General features: G+C 71.9%; 21 protein-coding genes. 7 read left to right on the top strand and 14 right to left on the bottom strand.

The genetic code is table 11. The features are described 5' to 3' along the window. The first annotated feature begins 115 nt into the window (after positions 1–115). From FHX71_RS09750 to FHX71_RS09725, 6 genes are all read left to right on the top strand, one after another. Entirely contained in the window at positions 116–493 is a 378-nt protein-coding gene (locus FHX71_RS09750) for a response regulator (protein WP_182615758.1), read from the top strand. A 64-nt stretch (positions 494–557) separates the two neighbouring features. Further along, positions 558–3,563 (top strand): response regulator, encoded by a 3,006-nt coding sequence (locus FHX71_RS09745; protein ID WP_182615756.1) that lies wholly within the window; start codon positions 558–560, stop codon positions 3,561–3,563. Beyond that, positions 3,560–4,069 carry a pyruvoyl-dependent arginine decarboxylase gene (locus tag FHX71_RS09740; protein WP_182615754.1) on the top strand — a complete coding sequence of 170 codons (510 nt, stop codon included), beginning with the start codon at positions 3,560–3,562 and terminating at the stop codon, positions 4,067–4,069. The genes FHX71_RS09745 and FHX71_RS09740 overlap by 4 nt, the downstream gene beginning before the upstream one ends. Then, positions 4,066–4,608: a hypothetical protein gene (locus tag FHX71_RS09735; RefSeq protein ID WP_182615752.1), complete on the top strand. Its 543-nt coding sequence runs from the start codon at positions 4,066–4,068 to the stop codon at positions 4,606–4,608. The genes FHX71_RS09740 and FHX71_RS09735 overlap by 4 nt, the downstream gene beginning before the upstream one ends. 85 nt (positions 4,609–4,693) lie before the next feature. Further along, on the top strand, positions 4,694–5,986 hold the full coding sequence (locus FHX71_RS09730; RefSeq protein WP_312876987.1) for a phospholipase D-like domain-containing protein: 1,293 nt from the start codon (positions 4,694–4,696) through the stop codon (positions 5,984–5,986). Positions 5,987–6,024: 38 nt separating this feature from the next. Continuing rightward, positions 6,025–6,315, top strand: coding sequence for a MafI2 family immunity protein (locus FHX71_RS09725; RefSeq protein ID WP_182615750.1), 291 nt, complete (start codon positions 6,025–6,027; stop codon positions 6,313–6,315). 303 nt (positions 6,316–6,618) lie between these two features. Here FHX71_RS09725 and FHX71_RS09720 read toward each other — a convergent pair whose 3' ends face one another. From FHX71_RS09720 to clsA, 10 genes are all read right to left on the bottom strand, one after another. Next, complete coding sequence (locus tag FHX71_RS09720) at positions 6,619–7,743, bottom strand: mechanosensitive ion channel family protein (protein WP_312876986.1); 1,125 nt, start codon at positions 7,741–7,743, stop codon at positions 6,619–6,621. A gap of 162 nt (positions 7,744–7,905) precedes the next feature. Then, positions 7,906–8,640, bottom strand: coding sequence for an MBL fold metallo-hydrolase (locus FHX71_RS09715; RefSeq protein ID WP_182615748.1), 735 nt, complete (start codon positions 8,638–8,640; stop codon positions 7,906–7,908). Positions 8,641–8,817: 177 nt separating this feature from the next. Next, positions 8,818–9,408, bottom strand: a complete 591-nt coding sequence (locus FHX71_RS09710) for a MerR family transcriptional regulator (protein ID WP_182615746.1) — start codon at positions 9,406–9,408, stop codon at positions 8,818–8,820. A 100-nt stretch (positions 9,409–9,508) separates the two neighbouring features. Next, the gene (locus FHX71_RS09705; RefSeq protein ID WP_182618592.1) at positions 9,509–10,015 is read right to left on the bottom strand and encodes a bifunctional nuclease family protein; all 507 of its coding nucleotides are present in this window, start codon (positions 10,013–10,015) and stop codon (positions 9,509–9,511) included. 139 nt (positions 10,016–10,154) lie between these two features. Continuing rightward, positions 10,155–10,901: a transcriptional regulator FtsR gene (gene ftsR / locus FHX71_RS09700; protein ID WP_312876985.1), complete on the bottom strand. Its 747-nt coding sequence runs from the start codon at positions 10,899–10,901 to the stop codon at positions 10,155–10,157. Further along, positions 10,898–11,371 carry an FHA domain-containing protein gene (locus tag FHX71_RS09695; RefSeq protein ID WP_020015374.1) on the bottom strand — a complete coding sequence of 158 codons (474 nt, stop codon included), beginning with the start codon at positions 11,369–11,371 and terminating at the stop codon, positions 10,898–10,900. The genes ftsR and FHX71_RS09695 overlap by 4 nt, the downstream gene beginning before the upstream one ends. A gap of 235 nt (positions 11,372–11,606) precedes the next feature. Further along, positions 11,607–12,545 (bottom strand): DUF881 domain-containing protein, encoded by a 939-nt coding sequence (locus FHX71_RS09690; protein WP_220489596.1) that lies wholly within the window; start codon positions 12,543–12,545, stop codon positions 11,607–11,609. Between the two features lie 2 nt (positions 12,546–12,547). Beyond that, positions 12,548–12,880, bottom strand: a complete 333-nt coding sequence (locus FHX71_RS09685) for a small basic family protein (RefSeq protein WP_020015376.1) — start codon at positions 12,878–12,880, stop codon at positions 12,548–12,550. Next, a complete protein-coding gene (locus FHX71_RS09680) occupies positions 12,877–13,770 on the bottom strand; it encodes a DUF881 domain-containing protein (RefSeq protein WP_246402446.1) in 894 nt (297 codons plus the stop codon). Before FHX71_RS09680 ends, FHX71_RS09685 begins: the two co-directional genes overlap by 4 nt. A 47-nt stretch (positions 13,771–13,817) precedes the next feature. Beyond that, the gene (clsA, locus tag FHX71_RS09675) at positions 13,818–14,390 is read right to left on the bottom strand and encodes a cardiolipin synthase ClsA (protein ID WP_312876984.1); all 573 of its coding nucleotides are present in this window, start codon (positions 14,388–14,390) and stop codon (positions 13,818–13,820) included. A 413-nt stretch (positions 14,391–14,803) separates the two neighbouring features. Between clsA and FHX71_RS09670 the strand changes: the two genes are divergently transcribed. Beyond that, complete coding sequence (locus tag FHX71_RS09670; RefSeq protein WP_182615739.1) at positions 14,804–16,810, top strand: DEAD/DEAH box helicase; 2,007 nt, start codon at positions 14,804–14,806, stop codon at positions 16,808–16,810. A 102-nt stretch (positions 16,811–16,912) separates the two neighbouring features. Here the strand turns inward: FHX71_RS09670 and FHX71_RS09665 are convergent, their stop codons facing one another. The 4 genes from FHX71_RS09665 to FHX71_RS09650 form a co-directional block, all read right to left on the bottom strand. Next, on the bottom strand, positions 16,913–17,401 hold the full coding sequence (locus tag FHX71_RS09665) for a PH domain-containing protein (protein ID WP_182615737.1): 489 nt from the start codon (positions 17,399–17,401) through the stop codon (positions 16,913–16,915). Between the two features lie 5 nt (positions 17,402–17,406). Beyond that, a complete protein-coding gene (hisG, locus tag FHX71_RS09660; RefSeq protein ID WP_182615735.1) occupies positions 17,407–18,270 on the bottom strand; it encodes an ATP phosphoribosyltransferase in 864 nt (287 codons plus the stop codon). Positions 18,271–18,407: 137 nt separating this feature from the next. Further along, positions 18,408–18,671, bottom strand: coding sequence for a phosphoribosyl-ATP diphosphatase (locus tag FHX71_RS09655; protein WP_020015382.1), 264 nt, complete (start codon positions 18,669–18,671; stop codon positions 18,408–18,410). A gap of 116 nt (positions 18,672–18,787) precedes the next feature. After that, positions 18,788–19,477: a hypothetical protein gene (locus tag FHX71_RS09650; protein ID WP_182615733.1), complete on the bottom strand. Its 690-nt coding sequence runs from the start codon at positions 19,475–19,477 to the stop codon at positions 18,788–18,790. Positions 19,478–19,577 lie beyond the last annotated feature (100 nt).

Here is a 19,577-nt window from a genome sequence, read left to right as displayed (position 1 = left end):
GCCCTACCTCGTACGACGGTATGCAGGAAAACGTCCGGGCGCCTGTCGTCCCCGCACCTGGCCCCGCCCAGGACAGGTGTGCCGTGGCACGATAAGAGTTCCGGAGGAGGACACGATGAACCGGCGCATCCTGGTGGTGGACGACGACGAGGCGATCCGGGACGTCGTGCGCACGGGCCTGGAGGTGGTTGCCCGCTGGACGGTGGCGGTCGCCGGGAACGGGGCGCAGGCCCTGACCCTGTGCAGCGCCGACCCGCCGGACGCCGTCCTGCTGGACGTCATGATGCCCACGATGGACGGGCCCACCACGTTCTCCCGGCTCCAGGACGACCCGCGCACACGCAGCGTCCCCGTGATCTTCCTGACCGCGAAGGTGCAGCCCGCCGAACGGCGCCACTACGAGGGCCTCGGTGTCGCGGGCGTGCTCGCCAAGCCGTTCGACCCCCTCGCGCTGCCCGGCCAGATCTCGGACCTCCTCGGCTGGCGCGACTGACGGGCCGGCGCGACTGAGCCACCGTGATCTGCGGGTTCGCCGGGCGTGACCTACGCTCGGGCACATGGGGGCGCAGTCACGTGACGTCTTTCTGCGCTGGTGCTGGGTCTCCGGCGCCGTCGTCGCGCTGCTCGTGGTGATTCTCGCGAGCCCCCTGGACCAGTCCACCCGCGAGCAGGTCTCCATGGCCGCGATCGCCGGCGCGGGCGTCGTCGCCGCGATCAGCTGCGGGCACCGCGCCCTGCTGTCCATCGGCCGACGGCGGCGCGCCTGGGCCACCCTCTCCCTCGGCGGTGTCGTCGGGCTGGCCGGCAACGTCTACGCGGGCCTCGTCGGCGACCCCGAGACGGGAGACGTCGCCTACATCGCCGCCCTCCTGCTCGGCGTGCTCGGCCTCTCCCTCTTCCCCGCCGTCCGCCCGCGTGGCCGCGAGCTGCTGCGGATGCTGCTGGACAGCGTCGTCGTCGGCGGCTCCGTGCTGTACATCGCCCTGTTCGCCGTCGCGCTGCAGGCCGACGGCCCCCAGGGTGAGCCCGCGCTGACCGCCTATGCATTGCCCGTGGTGGATGCGTTGCTCGCCACCCTCGCCGTCCAGGTCATGACCCGCACGAACGCGGCGGAACGCATCCCGCTCGTGCTCGTCGGCGGCGGGTTCGTGCTCTACGCCGTCGCCGACGTCGCCTTCGCACTCCTGTCCGCGCAGGGCAGCTTCACGTTCGGCAGCCCCGTCGACGCGGCGTGGGCCGGCGGCTACCTGGCCATCGCGCTCGCCGCCCGGCACCCCGCGGCGTCCGGCAGCCCCGTCGTCGGCCGGCGCGAGGCCGGCACCCCCGTGCTCGGCACCGTCGTCACGTTCTGCCTGTTCCTCGCCGCCGCACTGGTCCGCGTCGGACAGACCCAGTCCAGCCACCAGTCCCTGCCCTGGGTCGCCAACGCGCTGTGGGTCGCGGTGCTCGTCGCCGTCGTCACCCGCCAGATCCTCGTCGTCGTCGACAACGAGTCCCTGCGCCACGGCCTCGAGCGCCGCGTCCAGGAACGCACCGCCCAGCTCCGCTCCCTGGCCAGCGAACGCGCCCGCACCCTGGAGTCCGTGGCCGACGGCATCTACGGCGTCGACACCGAGGGCCACGTCACCTTCGTCAACACCGCCGGCGCCTACACCCTCGGCGCCTCCGCGTCCGACCTCGTCGGACGCGACGCGCACGCCACGTTCCACGCACCCGCCCACGACGGCACCCCCCTGCCCGCCGACGGGTGCTACATCGCCGAGGCCCTGCGCGACGGCCTGACCGTCACCGCCGAGCAGGACCTCTACCTGCGCCCCGACGGCAAGGAGGTCCCCGTCGAGGTCACCGCCAGCCCCCTGCGCGACGACGGCGTCATCCGCGGCGCCGTCGTCGTCTTCCGCGACGTCACCGAACGCCGCGAGGTCGAACGGATCAAGGACGAGTTCGTGTCCGTCGTCAGCCACGAGCTGCGCACCCCGCTCACCGCCATCCGCGGCGCCCTCGCCCTCCTGGACTCCAACGCCCTGCAGGACTCCCCCGAACAGGCCGCACGCATGGTCCGCATCGCCCTGACCAGCAGCGAACGCCTCGGCCGCCTCGTCGACGACATCCTCGACACCGAACGCCTCGAAGCGGGCACCACCCAGCTCCACCTCGCCGACCAGCCCGTCGACGCCCTCGTCGCCGCCGCCGTCGACCAGGTCTTCGTCCTCGCCGACGAGGCAGGCGTCACCCTCGAAGCAGCCGGGTCGCCCGAGATCGTCCGCGCCGACGCCGAACGCGTCGTACAGACACTGACCAACCTCCTGGGCAACGCCGTACGGTTCTCCCCCGCCGGCGGGACCGTCCGCGTGACCGCCGCACCCGTCGGCGACCTCGTCGAGGTGCGCGTCGACGACCAGGGCCGCGGCATCCCGCCCGACAAGCTCGAAGCCATCTTCCGCCGCTTCGAACAGGTCGACGCCTCCGACACCCGCGAACGCGGCGGCTCCGGGCTCGGCCTGACCATCGCCCGCAGCATCGTCGAACGCCACGGCGGCCGCCTCTGGGCCGTCAGCGACGGCGAGGGCACCGGCTCCAGCTTCCGGTTCACCCTGCGCCGCGCCACCCCCCACCCGCCCGCCCCCGGACACGGACCCGACGGCACCGCCCAGGCCACCCGCGTCGTCGTCGTCGACGACGACCAGTACGTCGTCGACGTCCTGCGCACCGTCCTGGAGGAACGCGGCTACGACGTCGTCGGCCTCACCGACGGGCGCGCGGCGCTCGCCGTCGTCGAGGACGAGCACCCCGCAGCCGTCGTCCTCGACCTCGCGATGCCCGGCACCAGCGGCGCCGAGGTGCTCAGCAGGCTGCGACAGTCCGCCGCGACCGCCGACGTCCCCGTCGTCGTCCTGTCCGGCACCCGCCCCCACGACGCCCTGGAGACCGCGGCGCTCGCCGACGACTGGCTGGTCAAGCCCGTGGACCCCGACCGGATCGTGGAGACGGTGCGCGACGTCATCCGGCGCCAGCCGCACCACGGCCGGGTGCTGCTGGTCGAGGACCACGAGGACCTGCGCACGGTCGTGGCGACCGTCCTGCGCAACGCGGGCCTCGTCGTGACGACGACCAGCTCGGTGGACGAGGCGCGCGGCGCGCTGGCCCACGGCGCCGACCCCGACCTCGTCGTGCTCGACCTGACCCTGCCCGACGGCAGCGGCCGGGAGCTCGTCGCCGACCTGCGGCGTGACGGCCGGCTGCGCCGGGTGCCGCTGGTGGTCTACACGGGGGCGGAGGTCAGTTCGAAGGAGCGCGACGACCTGCGCCTGGGCAGCACCGTCTTCCTCACCAAGGGCCGCACGGCCCCCGACGCCGTGCTGCGCTCCGTGCTCGACCTGCTGGACGTCGCGGCCGGCCGCGACGTCGCGCACTCCGACCAGCCGGACCGGCCGGACCAGCCCGACCATGAGGACCAGCCGGACCAGCAGGAACTGCTCGACCCGCTCGGCACAACTGAACAGCACGACCGTCCTGAACAACCCGGGCAGCCCGGCCCGCACCCTACGACGAGGCCTCGATGACCGGTCCCCTGACCATCCGTGTGAGCGCAGGCAGTGGCACGGGGCGTACGCCCCTGGCCGCCTTCGACGCGGCCCTGGCCGCGGCCGGCGTCAGCAACTTCAACCTCGTGCGGCTCAGCTCCATCGTGCCGCCCGGGAGCGACGTGCTGGAGGTCCCGGGGAGCGAGCAGCTCCGCGGCGACCACGGAGACCTGCTGTTCTGCGTGTACGCCCAGGGCCACACCTCGCTGCCGGGACACGAGGCCTGGGCGGGGATCGCGTGGTCCCGGCACGAGGACGGCAGCGGGGCCGGCCTGTTCGTCGAGCACGAGGGGCCGTCCCTCGAGCAGGTCTCGTCGGACCTGACCCACAGCCTGGAGGACCTGTCCGCGACCCGCGGCAACACGTACCACCCCGAGGGCCGCCAGGTCACGGGCATCACCTGCGTCACGCTGCCGGTGTGCGCCGTGGTCGTCGCGACGTACCGGCGCACGGGGTGGGACGGCATGGAAGGGGCACGACCGTGACCGCTGACGTCGCCTTCGAGACCGTCGTGGACGGCGCCGTGGCCGAGGGGTTCTGGACCCTGTACGCCGAGGCGTTCGAGCCGCTGCGCACGCGTGCCGCCGCCCGGCACGTGCTGCACCGCGAGGAGTTCGACGCCGAGATGACCGACCCGCGCGTGACCAAGCTCCTGGCCCGCGACGAGCAGGGCGAACCGGTCGGGCTGACCACCCTGGCGACGGACCTCGCGGCCGTGCCGTGGGTCAGCCCCGAGTTCTTCGCCGCCCGCTACCCCGAGCACGCCGCGCGCGGCGCCCTCTGGTACATCGGCTTCACCCTGGCGCACCCCGGACGGCGCTCCACCCGGACCTTCATGGACATGATCGACGCGCTGGTGGGCCACCTCGCCCGCAACCGCGTCGTGTGCGCCTACGACGTCTCCCGGTTCAACGACGACTCGCTGCGGTTCGCCGACAACCTGCGCCGCCACCTCGAACGCACCCAGGACGTCACCGTCGAGACCGTGGACCGGCAGGCGTACTACGCGACGACGTTCCACTGACGTTCCACCTGATGTTCCACCGCCGTTCTACCGGCCCGGCGTGCTTCCCGGGTCCCGCGGCGTGAGACCGGGTACCGTGAGGGTCGTGGCTGAACGCAAGATCCCCGGTAACTTTCCGAAGCTCACGCTCGACGTCCCGACCGACTTCGTGCAGCGTGCCCGCTCGGTCGTGACCCGCGCGGCGATCGTCGCGGCCGCCGTGCCCGTCGCCGCCGCCGTCGCACTGACCGCGACCGACATGGTCCGACGGCGCCTGCACCCGCTGACCGCGAAGTTCCCCACCGAGAAGCCGCTCACCGAGCACATCGACGAGACCGCCACCACGGTCTACACGTACGGCGCCGACCTGTACGAGGCGATGCTCGACGCGATCCGCGGCGCCCGCAAGAGCGTCATGCTGGAGTCGTACATCTGGAAGAACGACGAGGTGGGCCAGCTCTTCAAGGACGAGCTGATCAAGGCCTCCGCGCGCGGCGTCGACGTCTACGTCATCGTCGACGGCTTCGCCAACCTCGTGGTGCCCTACTCGTTCTTCCGCTTCCCGCCCAGCGTGCACGTGCTGCGCTTCCCCGCGCTGCGCCCCGGCATGGCCTACCTCAACGTCCGCAAGTCCGGGCGTGACCACCGCAAGATCCTCGTGGTCGACAACGAGGTCGGGTTCGTCGGCGGGTACAACATCGGCTCCCTGTACGCCACACAGTGGCGCGACACCCACGTGCGCCTCGAGGGCCCGTCCGTGTGGGAGCTGCGCAACGCGTTCGTCGACTTCTGGAACCGGCACCGCAAGCCGCGCCACCCCATCCTGTCCGACGTCGGCTCCGGGACCTGGCTGCCGCACCTCAAGGCGGCCCGCAACGCGCCGTCCGAGCTGGTCTTCCCGATCCGCGGCATCTACCTCGACGCGATCGACCGGGCCACCCACCACGTCTACATCACGCAGGCGTACTTCATCCCGGACCACGACATCCACGCTGCCCTGCTGGCCGCCGCCGCCCGCGGCGTCGACGTCCGCGTCCTGGTGCCCCACCGCTCCAACCACGTCGTGGCGGACTGGCTCGCCCGTGGTCAGTACGCGTCCCTGCTGCGCGGCGGGGTGCGGATCTTCCTGTACCAGGGCGCCATGGTGCACGCCAAGACCGCCACCATCGACGCCCGCTGGACCACCATCGGCACGGCGAACATCGACCGCCTCAGCCTCACGGGCAACTACGAGGTCAACCTCGAGATCGTCGACCCGGGCCTGGCCGCCCGCATGGAGGACGTCTTCGCGATGGACCTGTCCAACGCGGAGGAGCTCACCCTGGCCCAGTGGGAGGAACGCGGCGCCCTGGCCAAGATCGGCGAGTACCTCCTCATCCCGCTCCGCCCGCTGCTGTAAGGCTCAGGACGGCATCGACCGGGGAGAAGTCGACGACCTTGCGAACGCAGGTTCTTCTCTCGCTGCAGCGCGCGTTCTGGAACCTTGTGACCCCGAACCTGCGGGGTGTCGCCGTCCGGATCCTCGCTGAGGACGTCTCCGTGCGTCTCATCTTCGAGAACGATCCCACCGAGGATGACCTGGAGAACATGTCCGAGGCGGAGACCTATGCGATCGCCGACTTCACGGACGCGGTAACCGTCTCGTTCGAAGCGGACCACGTTCCCGCTGGGCAACCCCGTGAACTGACCACGGGTGAGGAATGGGTCTATCTCCGCAAGGAGGAGTGACCAGGAACGGCGTTCACACCATGTCGGTCTCACCAACTGTTTTTAGCCTGATTCGCGCCATCGCGGGACACATTCCGCAGGAGGATGCGGCCACCTTGGTCCGGCAGGCGCAAGAGGCCGCGGTGGTGGACGAGGACCGATCGAACCCGTCCCCGCGCTGCTCGACGAGCACGTGAACGTAGTGGGCGAACTGCTGCTCTGACTGAGGTGCGAGGTAGCGGGCGCAGGTCTGGTAGCACTCTGCGCGCCGATAGTGCTACCAGACCCGCGCTCAATCCCGGACCGACTGAGGCACCGCGCGCGTCACACCGCCAGGGACTCCCCCGGGCCAGGCGCGCGTACTTGTGCTCCTCCCTCCACGGCCCCTGCTCTGACCGCACTCGGGGCCTCGGTCTCCCACCGCGTCCGCGGCAACGCGTGCGGCGCCTCCCGCTGCAACCACGTCACCAGCCCTTCGCGCACCGCGCACCGCAGGTCCCACAGCGCCGAGCTGTCCGCACCACTGACCAGCACCCTCGTCCGCACCGTCCCCGACACGGCGGCCGTCACCTGCAGCCTCGCCACACGCCCGTCCCACAACCCTGACTCCCGCACCAGACGCTCCAGCTCCGCACGCATCGCGTCCAGCGGCACACGGAAGTCCACGTCGATCTCCACCGTGCCCATCACCTCGGAGGACCGTCGCGTCCAGTTCTCGTACGGCGTCGTCGTGAAATAGGTGCACGGCAGGATCAGCTTGCGCTCGTCCCAGATCCCCACCACCACGTACGCCAGCGTGATGTCCTCGATCGTGCCCCACTCGCCCTCGACGACCACGACGTCGCCGACCCGCACGGCGTCGCTGAACGCGATCTGCAGCCCGGCGAACACGTTCCCGAGCGAGGACTGCGCCGCCAGCGCGGCGACCACGGACAGCACACCCGCCGATGCCAGCAGACTGGCGCTCGCTGCCCGTGCCTCGGGGAACGTGAACAGCACCGCCGCACTGGCAAGGATCGCGACGAGGCCGATCGTCAGCCGACGAACCACCATGACCTGGGTCCGCGCCCGGCGCGCGTACCGGCCCGCCAGACGGTTGCCGACCCGTCGCAGCACCCGGTCCTCCACCACCACCGCGACGGTGCCGATCATCCACGCCGAGCTCACGATGACCGAGACGACCACCACGTGCTCCAGCACCGGGAACCACGGGTCACGACGGTTCGCGGTGGACCAGACCGCGATCCACATCGCCAGGACCATGAACGTCGCGTGCGCGGGCTTGCGCAGTCGCAGCGCCACCTCCTGGACGGTCGTGTTCCTTCGGGCCATGACCCGCACCAGCTTCAAGGCCAGTGCGACCGCCACGTACGCGACCGTCACGGCCAGAGCCGCCCATCCCAGGGTCACGGCCAGGTTGGTCGCCTGCTCGATGTCTTCGTCAGCCACGCGTCCAGCCTCACGCAGCACGGCCACCGATCGCAAACTACGCAAAGCAGTCGGGCTGGCGTCGTTGCCAAGGTAGTGAGCGCGGGTCCGGTGGCACTCCCGGCGCGCATGGCGCCACCAGACCCGCGCTCATTTCCGGACCCGCCTGGGGCGCCGCGAGCGTCACACCGCCAGGGACTCCCCCGGGGTCAAGCGGGCGTACTTGTAGTCACCGCCCAGCCGGGCCGTGTCCAGCCACCGGCCCACCAGGGCGTGCCCGATCTCCGACAGCAGCCCGTCGTGGATCGGCACCACGAAGCCGGCGGGGACCGACCGCGCGAAGTCGATCGCCTCGGACAGCCGCATCCACGGCCCCGACACCGGCACCAGCAGCACGCCCAGACCGGCCTCGGGCAGCGCGGCCGGCACGTCGTACGAGTCACCCGGGTGGAACACGCTCCCACCGCCGACCCCACCGACCCCGTCAGCCCCGGGCAGCTCCACCAGGTACGTCACGTTCACCGCACGCGGCACCTCCGGGTGGATCAGCGCATGCTCCCCGCCACCCACCGTCACTCGCGCGCCAGCGACGTCCAGCACCTGCCCGGGCGTCACCTCGTGCACACGGTCCGCCGGGGCGCCCGCCTCACGCAGGGCGCTCGCTGCCGGGCCCGTGGCCCACACCTGGGTGTCCGGAGCGGCGGCGAGGTGCTCCACGAGGGCCAGCACGTCGACGTGGTCGGGGTGGTCGTGCGTGATCAGCACGGCCCGCGCGCCGGCGAAGGCCGTGGTGGTGTCGCTGAAGGTGCCGGGGTCGATGACGAGCGTCCCCGCGGCATCACTACCGGACGCGCTGTCGGGCGAGGTGCCGGGCAGGCCGAGGGAGACGCACGCGTGTCCGTGGAAGGTGAGCTGCATGCTCGCAGGCTACGCCCGTGACCTGCGACCAGCAGGAGGTGCCCTCGGCGCCCCCGGTGAGACGTGGCAACAGCAAGCCGCCTGGTCGGGGTGCGGTGGCGACCCCTGGCCAGACGGCCGGGTCAAGCAGAGCGAGCAAGCAGGTCGGGCTTCGGACGGCCGGGTCGGAAGGCGGGGTCAGACGGCGGAGCGAGCCGCCCTGCGTTGGGCGAGCTCGTCGCCCTCGACCTCCGGGACCTCGCCGGGCTCGCCCGGTTCGAGGGTCTCGGTCGGCATCTGGGCCAGGGTGCCCTCGATCTCGCGCCAGACGCGTCCGACGGCGATGCCGAAGACGCCTTGTCCGCCGGCCACCAGGTCGACGACCTCGTCGGGTGACGTGCACTCGTAGACGCTCGCGCCGTCGGACATGAGCGTGATCTGGGCCAGGTCCTCCACGCCGCGTTCCCGCAGTGCGGTGACGGCGGTGCGGATCTGCTGGAGGGAGACGCCGGTGTCGAGGAGTCTCTTGACGACCTTGAGCACGAGGATGTCGCGGAAGCTGTACAACCGGTGGGTGCCGGACCCGGTGGCGGGCTTGATGCTCGGCTCCACGAGCCCGGTGCGGGCCCAGTAGTCGAGCTGCCGGTAGGTGATGCCGGCGATGTGGCACGCCGTGGTGCCCCGGTAGCCGGTCGTGGCGTCCTGTTCCGTCAGGTCCTCACCGAAGAGGAGACCCTGCGCGCCGTGCGGGACCGTAGCGCGTGTGGCTCTCTCACCGCTGGTGTTCACTGTGCCTCCTGGGGTGTCGTGACCACGCTATGGCGCGTCGAAGGTGATTTCAAAGATGCGCGCCGTAATACGTTCCGGCGTGTCGCGGTTCAGGCGCCTTTCAGCCGGTCCGCCCACCTCCTTGGGCGCCGCCGCCGGGCGGGCCGGAGAAGTCCTCGGGCGTGACGTGGTCGAGGAAGTCGCGGAACCGTTCGACCTCGGCCTGCTGGTCGACGTCGACGATCTCGACGCCGGCCAGGGCGACGATCTCGGCCGAGCACAGGACGGGGCTGCCGGTGCGCACGGCCAGGGCGATCGCGTCGGAGGCGCGCGAGTCGAGGTGCACGCCGTTGCTCAGGACGAGCTCCGCGAAGTAGATGCCGCCCTCCAGTGCGACGATCTCGACCCGTTCGAGGGCGACGCCGACGGCGCCCAGGACGTCGCGCAGCAGGTCGTGGGTCATGGGGCGGGGTGTCGCCAGGCCCGCCTGGGCCATGGCGATGGCACTGGCCTCGCGTGCCCCGATCACGATCGGGATGGCCAGGTCGGCGGCGCTGTCGAGCAGCAGCACGACGATCTCCTGATCGCGTTGCTGCTGTCGAACGCCGAGGATTTCCACGGGGACCATCGGCACGTCGTCCGGCCTCACGCTTTCACCGTACGGCGTCCTGCCACCACTCGTCGCGCGGTCGGGTCAAATTCCTGGTCACGGCCCGGTCCACGGACGGCAAAAGTTACGGCGGAACCGTTTACGTAAACCGTTGACGTCAGTCGAGGTCGTCGATGCCCTGGCGCACCCAAGTGGTGTGCAGGCGGGTGAACAGCTCGCCCATCTCGCCGGCCATGCTCGCGGCCTTGCCGCGGCCGGCGCTGGCCTGCTGGCTGCGCAGCGGCGCGACGACCTGGTCCACGAGGGTGACCTGCCGGTCGGCGGCGGTGCGGAAGGTGCGCAGGTGGCGGGGTTCGACGCCGAACTCGGCCAGGGCGCCCGCGATGCGGGCGATGTCGACGGCGCCGGACCCGTAGGTGGTGCCCGACGTCGGCAGGAGGCCCGCCTGGGTCAGGCTCTGCACGAACTCCTCGGTGACGCCGGCGGCCTCGGCCACGGCGGGCCCTGTCCAGCGGCGTCGGGCCGGGGACCCGTTGGTGGCGAGGCGTGGTGCGGGGTGCTCGGCCGAGTCGGGGTCGGCGTCCATCGCGGCGAGGCGTTCCTTGATCACCTTCAGCGGCATGTAGCTGTCGCGCTGCTCGGTGAGGACGAAACGCAGGCGCTCGACGTCGGCCTGGCTGTACTGGCGGTAGCCCGACGGCGTCCGCACGGGCTCGATCAGGCCCTGCTCCTCCAGGAAGCGGAGCTTGGAGTGCGAGACGGAGGGGAACTCCTGGCCCAGGGCGCGCAGCACGTCGCTGATGCGCATGGTGGCCTGCCGGGAGATGCCCCGGGGCCAGGGCGCGTCCAGGTCCGCGGCACGGCCGTGCTGACGGTCATGGTCGCGTGCTGCACCGGCGGTCACGGGGCGGGCGTTCCCGGGCCCCACTGAGCCGGCGACTGCGGGCTGGCGTGGAAGGTCAGGCGGAACTTGCCGATCTGTACCTCGTCACCGGTCACGAGCGTCGCGGCGTCGATCCGGCCCCGGTTGACGTAGGTCCCGTTCAGGGAGCCGATGTCACGCACGACGAACGAGTCGCCCTCGCGGACGAACTCGGCGTGCTTGCGCGACACCGTGACGTCGTCCAGGAAGATGTCCGCCTGCTCGCTGCGGCCGGCGACCGAGCGACCGGTGTCCAGGAGGAACCGTGCGCCGAATCCGGGGCCGCGCTGCACGATGAGCAGCGCCGAGTGCCGCGGCAGGGCGGCGACGGCGGCCGCCTCCTCCGGGCTCAGGGCGGTGCGCGGTGCCTGCTCGTCGGAGGTCGGGAACGCGATGCGACCCAGGTTGGCCGTGGTATCGGGCCCGACCGGATGGGCGCTGGGGTCCGTCATCAGGTCTCCTCGGGTGCGATGTCGATTGAACTGGGGCTACTACGTTGGGACAACGGCCGGGGGACCGTCCTGGTTCCACTCGACCTACCCCGAACCTACCCCGATCGGGATGGCGGCGAAAACCAATGTCTGGAACCAACCCGGATAAAACTACCCACGTCCCGGCGGTTCCGCATGCTGGTTCGGCAGGTTGGTCCACAAAGGGTGTCCGGGCTGGTCAGGAACGTGTCGGGGGTCACTTCCCGTCGGCGGGCTCGGCGTGCTCGGGCTCCCCCGGGATGCGGACGGCGTCGACCAGCACCTCGTCCTCGACGGTGGTGGTCGCATCGCCCCCCTCCTCACGGATCCGGGGCAGCGCGCCGCCCGGGATCTCCAGGGCGCGGTCGATGGTGTCGGGGTCGCCGATGGCGGTCCACTCGTAGGGCGAGGAGATCGCCGCGCCGTCGAGCACGACGCCGCCGCCCGAGTCCACGAAGTAGCTCGTCGTGACCAGCCGGACGCCGTTGACCTGGATGGCCTCGGCGCCCGCGTTGCGCAGCTCCTCCAGCAGGTTGAACAGCGACTGCGCCTCCAGCGGCTTGTCGCCGTCGGCCACGTGGATCTCCACGCCGGGACCCCGGGCGGGCAGGCGACCCGACAGGATGCCCTCCTGCTCCGCGCGCTGCTGCGCGAGGTCGCGTGCCGCCTGGTCGCGTCCGTCCTCGGACTGCAGGTCGTCACGGATCGCCTCCAGGTCCGAGACCTCGGCGTCGAGCTGGTCGGCGCGCTGGGTCACCTCGTCCAGGAGCCGCACCAGCTCGTCCTGCCGCAGGCTGCTGAGCTGGTCCCCCGTCGACTGCCCCACCTGCACCGCCAGGGCGAACCCCAGCGCCAGGCACAGCAGCCCCGTCAGCAGCTCCGAGCGCGTGCCGCGGGGGCGCAGCAGCTGCCCCACCCGCTTCCAGCCCGACGCCGGCTCGGCGGGCGCGGGCGCTTCGGCTGGTTCGGCACCGGCTACGGTCGCGTCGTCGTCCCGCTGCGCCGGCTCGGCCGGAGCGCTCTCGACCTGTTCCGGCTCGGCCTGTTCGGTCTCGGGGGTCTCGACAGGCTCGACCCGCGGGACCTGGCCGGCATCGGGCTTGTTCGGCTCGGTCTTGTCGGGCTTCGCGCCCGCACCATTCTTGTCCTTGCTCATGCTCACGCCTTGAAGATGTGCCGGCGGATCGACGCGGCGTTCGAGAAGATCCGGATCCCGAGCACCACCACGACCGCCGTCGACAGCTGGCTGCCCACACCGAGCTGGTCACCGAGGAACACGATGAACGCCGCCACCACCACGTTCGACAGGAACGACACCAGGAAGACCTTGTCGTCGAACAGGCCGTCGAGCATCGCGCGCAGCCCGCCGAACAGGGCGTCCAGCGCTGCGACCACCGCGATCGGCAGGTACGGCTGCAAGATCAGGGGAACGGTCGGCTGCAGCACCAGCCCCGCAACCACCCCGATCACCAGCCCGACGATCGCGATCATCCGTTGTCCTCCTCGGATCGGTCCTGTGTCGTGCCTGTCGTCCCTGTCGAGGCCCCCGCCGTCGGGGGTGTCGCACCCGACTGCGGGACCCGTGCCCACCGCAGCGTCGGAGAGCCCGCACCCGGCAGGTGCATCCCCTCGCTCGTGCTCACCTCGTTCTTGATGTCGTACTCCGCGCTCAGCAGCTGCAGGAAACCCAGCCCCGCCGACCGCGCGAACTCGACCTGCATGTCCTCCGGGTCACCGATCGCCTCGATCGTGTACGTCGGACCGTTCAGGGGCTGCAGGTCCACCAGGATCGCGTCCCCCGCGTTCCGGATCGCCGACAGCGACGTCAGCCGCTCGTCGTTCACCGCGATAGCCTCCGCACCCGCCGCCCACAGCTCGTTGACCACGAACTGCACGTCCGCGTCCCGCACCCGCGACTCCGCCGGCGCGTCACCCGGCTCCACCAGGCCACCACCCGAACCATCGGTCAGCGAGACCACCATGCCCGGACCCTCCACCGGCACCTCACCGCTGACCAGCCGGTCCAGCTCGTTGACCTCCTGCAGCGCCGACGGCAGCAGCCCACCGCTCTGCAGCCCGTCCACCTCGGAGCCGAGCGCCGTCGCCCGCGCCGACAAGGACTCCACCTCCGCGCTGCGCTCCTGGATCTGCTCCATCAGCACCGTCCGCCCCTCGGCCACCGTCGGCCGCGGCGCTCGCAGGTCCCGCACCGCCACCACCGTCACCGCGCCGAGCAGGACCGCCACCAGCAGCAGCGTCACCACACTCCGCACGCTACGCCCCGACGGCGCACCCGCCGCGCCCTCCTCGGCCCGCCGTCGCGCCATCTCCGCGTACCCGGGGTCCAGCGGCCGCTCGGTCACCTCCCGCAGGAGGGTCATCGACTCGTCGAGACGCCGCTGAGCCGGCGGACGAGTCGGCGGAACCGTCATCCCGCGGCCACCAGCCGGCGCACCTGCGCCACGTACTGCAGGCCCGCCAGCCAGTACAGGCCCACACCCCACCAGGTGAACGCCCAGCCCACCACGTGCGCGACGGCGCCCACCCAGCCCGGCACCTCCGCCAGCAGCAGCAACGGGAACGCGTACAGCAGCGCGAACGTCGCCACCTTGCCCACGGTCGTCACGTTCAGCGTCCCGTACCCGAGCCGCGCCAGGACCGGCACCGTCAGCGCCAGCAGCACGTCACGCGCCACGATCGCCAGCACCAGCCACAGCGGCACCACCTCACGCCAGGCCAGACCGATCAACGTCACGAAGATGAACAGCCGGTCCGCGAACGGGTCCAGCATCTGCCCCAGCCGGGTGACCTGGTTCAGGCGACGGGCCAACACACCGTCCAGCCAGTCCGACACACCCGAGACCGCGAGGACCAGCAGCGCCCAGCCGTCCTCGCCCACCACGATCAGCACCGCGAAGACCGGCACGAGCGCCAGCCGCACCATGCTGATCACGTTGGGCACGGTCAGGACCCGGGAGCTCATCTCTGCCCCAGTGGACACGCTCACCGCCCTTGCTCACGCCGGTTTCGTCTCGGCCGCCATACTACGGGGCGACCGTTGCGTATACGCACGGGCACGCCGTCAAGGCCCCGACGACACGCCCGGCCCACCACTTCGCCCTTTGCTCGCCCACCCGCCCAGAGACCACCCGCAGGCCCTCCCGCAACGCCCTCACCACGCACGACATCACCCGCGTGCTGCACGTCACGCTCCCCACCTCTGTGCTCCAGGCGCTCGCAGCCGATACAGTGGTGGCACATCCCCTTGGAGTTCGTCGTCTTCCCGTGTGTGCACGAATCGTGCGAGACAGGCCCGCAGCCTCGGCTGCGGGGAAGGTGTGTCGGGAGCAAGCGACGCGAGGGCCCTCACCTCGGCCCTGACTCCCCACCCGACGACGAACGGTGCAGCACTGCATGTCTATCGACACCCCTGACCTGATCGCGCCTGCCGAGCAGGAGACCGAGCTGGTCATCGCCGACTCCGGCGACCAGGTGGCCCCCGAGGCCGCCACCACCCCCGAGGCCCAGCCGACCGAGGCAGCCCCGACCCAGGCCCAGCCCACGCAGGCAGAGCCCGCCCCGGCCCCGGCCGAGCCCACGGAGCCCACCGGCCCCACCTTCGCGAGCCTCGAGCTCCCCGCGCCCCTCATGGCCGCCATCGACGAGCTCGGCTTCGTCACCCCCTCGGCCATCCAGGCCCGCGCCATCCCCGAGCTGCTCGCCGGCCGCGACATCACCGGCGTCGCCCAGACCGGAACCGGCAAGACCGCCGCGTTCGGCCTCCCGCTCCTCGCCGCCGTCGACCCCAAGCTGCGCAAGGTTCAGGCCCTCGTCCTGACCCCGACGCGCGAGCTCGCCATGCAGGTCGCCGACGCCATCGAGTCGTTCGCCAGCAAGATGGACGACGTCCGCGTCCTGCCCGTCTACGGCGGCTCCCCCTACGTGCCCCAGCAGCGCGCCCTGCGCGACGGCGTCCACGTCGTCGTCGGCACCCCCGGCCGCATCAAGGACCACCTCGAGCGCGGCGCCCTGCGCCTGGAGGACATCCGCTTCCTCGTCCTCGACGAGGCCGACGAGATGCTCCGCATGGGCTTCGCCGAGGACGTCGAGGAGATCTTCGGCCAGGCACCCGCCGAGCGCCAGGTCGCCCTCTTCTCCGCGACCATGCCCCCGGCCATCCGCAAGGTCGCCGACCAGCACCTCACCGACCCGGTCCAGATCGCCGTCACGCGCCAGGCCTCCACGGTCACCGCCGTGCGCCAGACCTACGCCGTCGTGCCCTTCCGCCACAAGGTCGGCTCCCTCGCCCGCGTCCTGGCCACCTCCGACGCCGACGCCGCCATCGTCTTCACCCGCACCCGCGGTGCGGCCGAGGACGTCGGCTCCGCCCTCATCGAGAAGGGCATCTCCGCCGCCACCATCTCCGGTGACGTCGCCCAGAAGGAGCGCGAGAAGATCGTCGAGCGCCTCCGCTCCGGCGCCCTCGACGTCCTCGTCGCCACCGACGTCGCCGCCCGCGGCCTCGACGTCGACCGCATCGGCCTCGTCGTCAACTTCGACGTCCCCGGCGAGCCCGAGGCCTACGTCCACCGCATCGGCCGCACCGGCCGCGCCGGACGCACCGGCGAGGCCCTCACCTTCGTGACCCCCCACGAGCGCGGCAAGCTCCGCTCCATCGAGCGCACCATCCGCGCCCAGCTCGAAGAGGTCGAGATCCCCTCCCCCCGGGACGTCTCCGCCCACCAGGTCAAGCGCACCCTCGGCAAGGTCGCGGCCCGCCGCGAGGCCGGCCGCCTCGAGATGTACACCGAGCTCATCCGCGCCTACGCCGACGAGACCGGCACCGACCCCATCGAGATCGCCGCAGCCATGGCGGCGCTCGCGGTGGGCGACGACGGTCCCCGCGCCCGTGCCGAGCAGGAGGAGTACGAACGCGAGCGGGCCGAGGCCAAGTCGGCCGCCGCCCGGCGCAACGCCCGTGACGGCGACCGCCACGACCGCTCGGGCGACCGCCCGGCACGCGGCCGCTCCGAGGGCGACCGCGGCATCCGCCGTCCGGCCCGGGGCACGCGCTACCGCATCGCCGTCGGCCACACGCACGGCGTGCAGCCCGGCGGGATCGTCGGCGCGCTGACCGGCGAGGGTGGCATCACCGGCGCCGACGTCGGCAAGATCGACATCTTCGGCAGCTTCTCGCTGGTGGACATCATCGCGCCGCTGGACAACGAGGCGCTCGACCGCCTGGCCCGCGCCCGCGTGGCCGGCAAGCCGCTGCGCATCACCCTGGACCGTGGCCCGGCGCGCACCGGCGGCGACCGGGACCGTGCCCCGCGGAGCGGCGGCGACCACCGTCGTCCCGACGGCGACCGTGGCTCGCGCGGCCGCGGCCCGGCGCACTACGAGGCCCGCAGCAGCCGCTGACGCCCCCTGAGCAACAAGCAGAGCCCCTGTCCACACGGACAGGGGCTCTGCTCTTTGTCTTCCAGACTTTCAGGCCCCCCGGCTTCCCGGCGTGGCCGGCGCCTACCGCTGCTCGGGCTCCGGGGCCTCGCCCAGCTCCGCGATGAGGGCCACCAGGCGGCGCGCCTCGTCCATGGCGTACTCGCCGTCGGCCCGCTGGATGCCCATGACGGCGAGCACGTCGCCGTCGGCCAGGTCCAGGTGCACCCACGGGTCGCTCGGGCCGAACCGCACGGTCACGATCTCGGCCCAGTCCAGGTGCCGGCGGCTGGCGTAGTTGACGACCGTCAGCCCACCGGGACCCGGCACGGCGCGCACGGCACCGAACCGCCACGCGACGAGCGCGCCCAGCACGCCGACCACGATGATCGAGATCCGGTTGACGGCGTCCGCCCCGGGGCCGCTCGCCGCCAGCGCGACGAACGTGCACCCGCCGGCGAACAGGATCGCGAGCCCGTAGGCGGTCGGCGTGCCGAAGCGGCCGCGGAAGGTGCGGAAGTGGTCGTCGTGCCGGCCACGGCCGGCCGCGCTGCTTCCCGTCGCCGCACCCATCGGTCCTACAGCCGCGAGGCGTGGATGGAGGTCACGATGATGGCCCGCGCCCCGACGTCGTACAGCGCGTCCATGATCCGGTTGGTCTCGCTGCGCGGCACCATCACGCGCACCGCGCGGGCGTCGCTGTGGTGCTGCGCCGAGACCGTCGGGGACTCCTTGCCCGGCGTGATCGCCACGGCCTGCTCCAGCTGCGCGGCGGGGACCACGTAGTCCATCAGCACGTACTCGCGGGCCGTGATCACGCCCTCCAGCCGGCGGGTCAGCACGTCCAGCCCGGCGGGCTTCTCGGCGTCGGACTGCCGGATCAGCACGGCCTCCGAGCGCAGGATCGGCTCACCGAAGACCTCCAGGCCCGCGGCCCGCAGCGTGGTGCCGGTCTCCACGACGTCCGCGATGACGTCGGCGACGCCGAGGCGCACGCTCGACTCGACGGCGCCGTCCAGGTGCACGATCGCGGCAGGCTCGACACCCTGCTTCGCCAGGTGCTGGGCCACCAGCGTGGTGTACGACGACGCCACGCGACGCCCGGCGATGTCGGCGATCTCGGTCACCTGGTCGGTCGCGCCGGACCCGGCGGGGGCCGCGTACCGGAAGGTCGAGCGGGCGAACCCGAGGCCGAGGTGCTCGACGGCATCGGCGCCCGAGTCGAGCATCAGGTCGCGGCCGGTGATCCCGACGTCGACCGTGCCGGTGCCCACGTAGACCGCGACGTCGCGCGGGCGCAGGAAGAAGAACTCGACGTCGTTCTCGGGGTCGGCGAGCACGAGCTCGCGGGTGTCACGGCGCTGGCGGTAGCCCGCCTCGCGCAGCATCTCGGAGGCGGGGCCGGACAGGGCACCCTTGTTGGGGACGGCGATACGCAGCATGTGGTTGGTTCCTCTCTGGGGTGTACGACGGATCTGGGTGCGAGGTCCGGGGTCTCGACAGGCTCGACCAGCGGTCAGATCGACCAGCGGTCAGATCGACCAGCGGTGGTCGAGCCCGTCGAGACCCGGAAGCCTCGCTACAGATGCGTGTACACGTCCTCGAGGGTCAGTCCCTTGGCGACCATCAGGACCTGCAGGTGGTACAGGAGCTGGGAGATCTCCTCCGCGGTCTCCTTGTCCGACTGGTACTCGGCCGCCATCCACACCTCGGCGGCCTCCTCCACGACCTTCTTGCCGATCGCATGGACGCCCGCGTCCAGCTGGGCCACGGTGCCGGAGCCCGCGGGACGGGTCTCGGCCTTCTCGGTCAGCTCGGCGAACAGGGTCTCGAAGGTCTTCACCTGCTCAGAGTAGTCGGGCGACGGGGGCACCACCCCTCACCGTCCCACGTTGTGGCCAGCCTCTCGTTCGGCGCCGCTCCGTGCCGTGCCGTGCAGCGTGCCTCACGCCGCGTCCCTCACGAGGCATCGGGCCACTCCGCCGGCAGCCCGCCGTCGTCCGTGGGCAGGACCACGCCCTGGTAGGGCGTGATCAGGTGGAACCCGACGGGCTCGTCCGAGGAGCCGTCGTCGGTCGAGCCGGACAGCAGCACGATCACGGACCCGGAGCCCGCGCCCCCGCCCGTGGCCGTAGCCGGGTCGAGCGGGTCGCCGCCGGGGTACGCGGCGTCCGCTCCCCCACAGGTCTCGGGCGTGGAGACGATCGACACCTGCTCGCCCGCCGAGACCTCGAGCTCGGGCGGCGGCTCGGCGGCCGGGTTCGCGCGGGCGTCCTCGGGGTCGGGCCGCTCCAGCACCTCCTCGACGTCGAACAGCCAGCGGTTCGCCTCGACGCCGTACAGCTCCGCCGTCCCCTCGTGCCGCACGACCTTCCCCAGGAGCACGGCTCCCGCGTCGGACGCCGCCTCGGTCGGGGTGAGGAACCGCATCCAGTCGACGCACGCGACCCCGTCCTGGGGCAGCCCGTCGACCAGGTCGGCCTCCTCGGCCGTTCCCTCCGCCGTCTCCTCCGACGCCTCCCCTGCTGCTCCCCCGCTCGTGCCCGGCGCTCCGCCGGTCGGAGCCTCGGAGGCGCAGCCCGCCAGCGCTCCCACCAGAGCCGTCGTCACCAGTACCGCTGCCGCCCGCCGGGCGTGTGAGGTTCTCATGCCCGCTCAGTGTGCCGACCGGCCTATTTCTTGCGGCTGGTCGGTGCGTTGTCGGCCTGTCCTGGGTGGGCGCGTACGCGCTTGGCACACTATTTATCTA

The organism is Promicromonospora sukumoe (genome assembly GCF_014137995.1).
Taxonomy (GTDB): domain Bacteria; phylum Actinomycetota; class Actinomycetes; order Actinomycetales; family Cellulomonadaceae; genus Promicromonospora; species Promicromonospora sukumoe.
Note: the sequence above shows the minus strand (reverse complement) of the source record. Positions and strands in the feature narration are given on the sequence as shown.

Bases quoted from the DNA above. Each gene is read 5' to 3' on its own strand.
- FHX71_RS09745 (WP_182615756.1), top strand. From the start codon at position 558: ATGGGGGCGCAGTCACGTGACGTCTTTCTGCGCTGGTGCTGGGTCTCC.
- FHX71_RS09695 (WP_020015374.1), bottom strand. From the start codon at position 11,371: ATGACGGACCCCAGCGCCCATCCGGTCGGGCCCGATACCACGGCCAAC.
- FHX71_RS09715 (WP_182615748.1), bottom strand. From the start codon at position 8,640: ATGCAGCTCACCTTCCACGGACACGCGTGCGTCTCCCTCGGCCTGCCC.
- FHX71_RS09670 (WP_182615739.1), top strand. From the start codon at position 14,804: ATGTCTATCGACACCCCTGACCTGATCGCGCCTGCCGAGCAGGAGACC.
- FHX71_RS09665 (WP_182615737.1), bottom strand. From the start codon at position 17,401: ATGGGTGCGGCGACGGGAAGCAGCGCGGCCGGCCGTGGCCGGCACGAC.
- FHX71_RS09740 (WP_182615754.1), top strand. From the start codon at position 3,560: ATGACCGGTCCCCTGACCATCCGTGTGAGCGCAGGCAGTGGCACGGGG.
- FHX71_RS09680 (WP_246402446.1), bottom strand. From the start codon at position 13,770: ATGACCCTCCTGCGGGAGGTGACCGAGCGGCCGCTGGACCCCGGGTAC.
- FHX71_RS09685 (WP_020015376.1), bottom strand. From the start codon at position 12,880: ATGATCGCGATCGTCGGGCTGGTGATCGGGGTGGTTGCGGGGCTGGTG.
- FHX71_RS09690 (WP_220489596.1), bottom strand. From the start codon at position 12,545: ATGAGCAAGGACAAGAATGGTGCGGGCGCGAAGCCCGACAAGACCGAG.
- hisG (WP_182615735.1), bottom strand. From the start codon at position 18,270: ATGCTGCGTATCGCCGTCCCCAACAAGGGTGCCCTGTCCGGCCCCGCC.
- FHX71_RS09750 (WP_182615758.1), top strand. From the start codon at position 116: ATGAACCGGCGCATCCTGGTGGTGGACGACGACGAGGCGATCCGGGAC.
- FHX71_RS09705 (WP_182618592.1), bottom strand. From the start codon at position 10,015: ATGGTCCCCGTGGAAATCCTCGGCGTTCGACAGCAGCAACGCGATCAG.
- FHX71_RS09650 (WP_182615733.1), bottom strand. From the start codon at position 19,477: ATGAGAACCTCACACGCCCGGCGGGCGGCAGCGGTACTGGTGACGACG.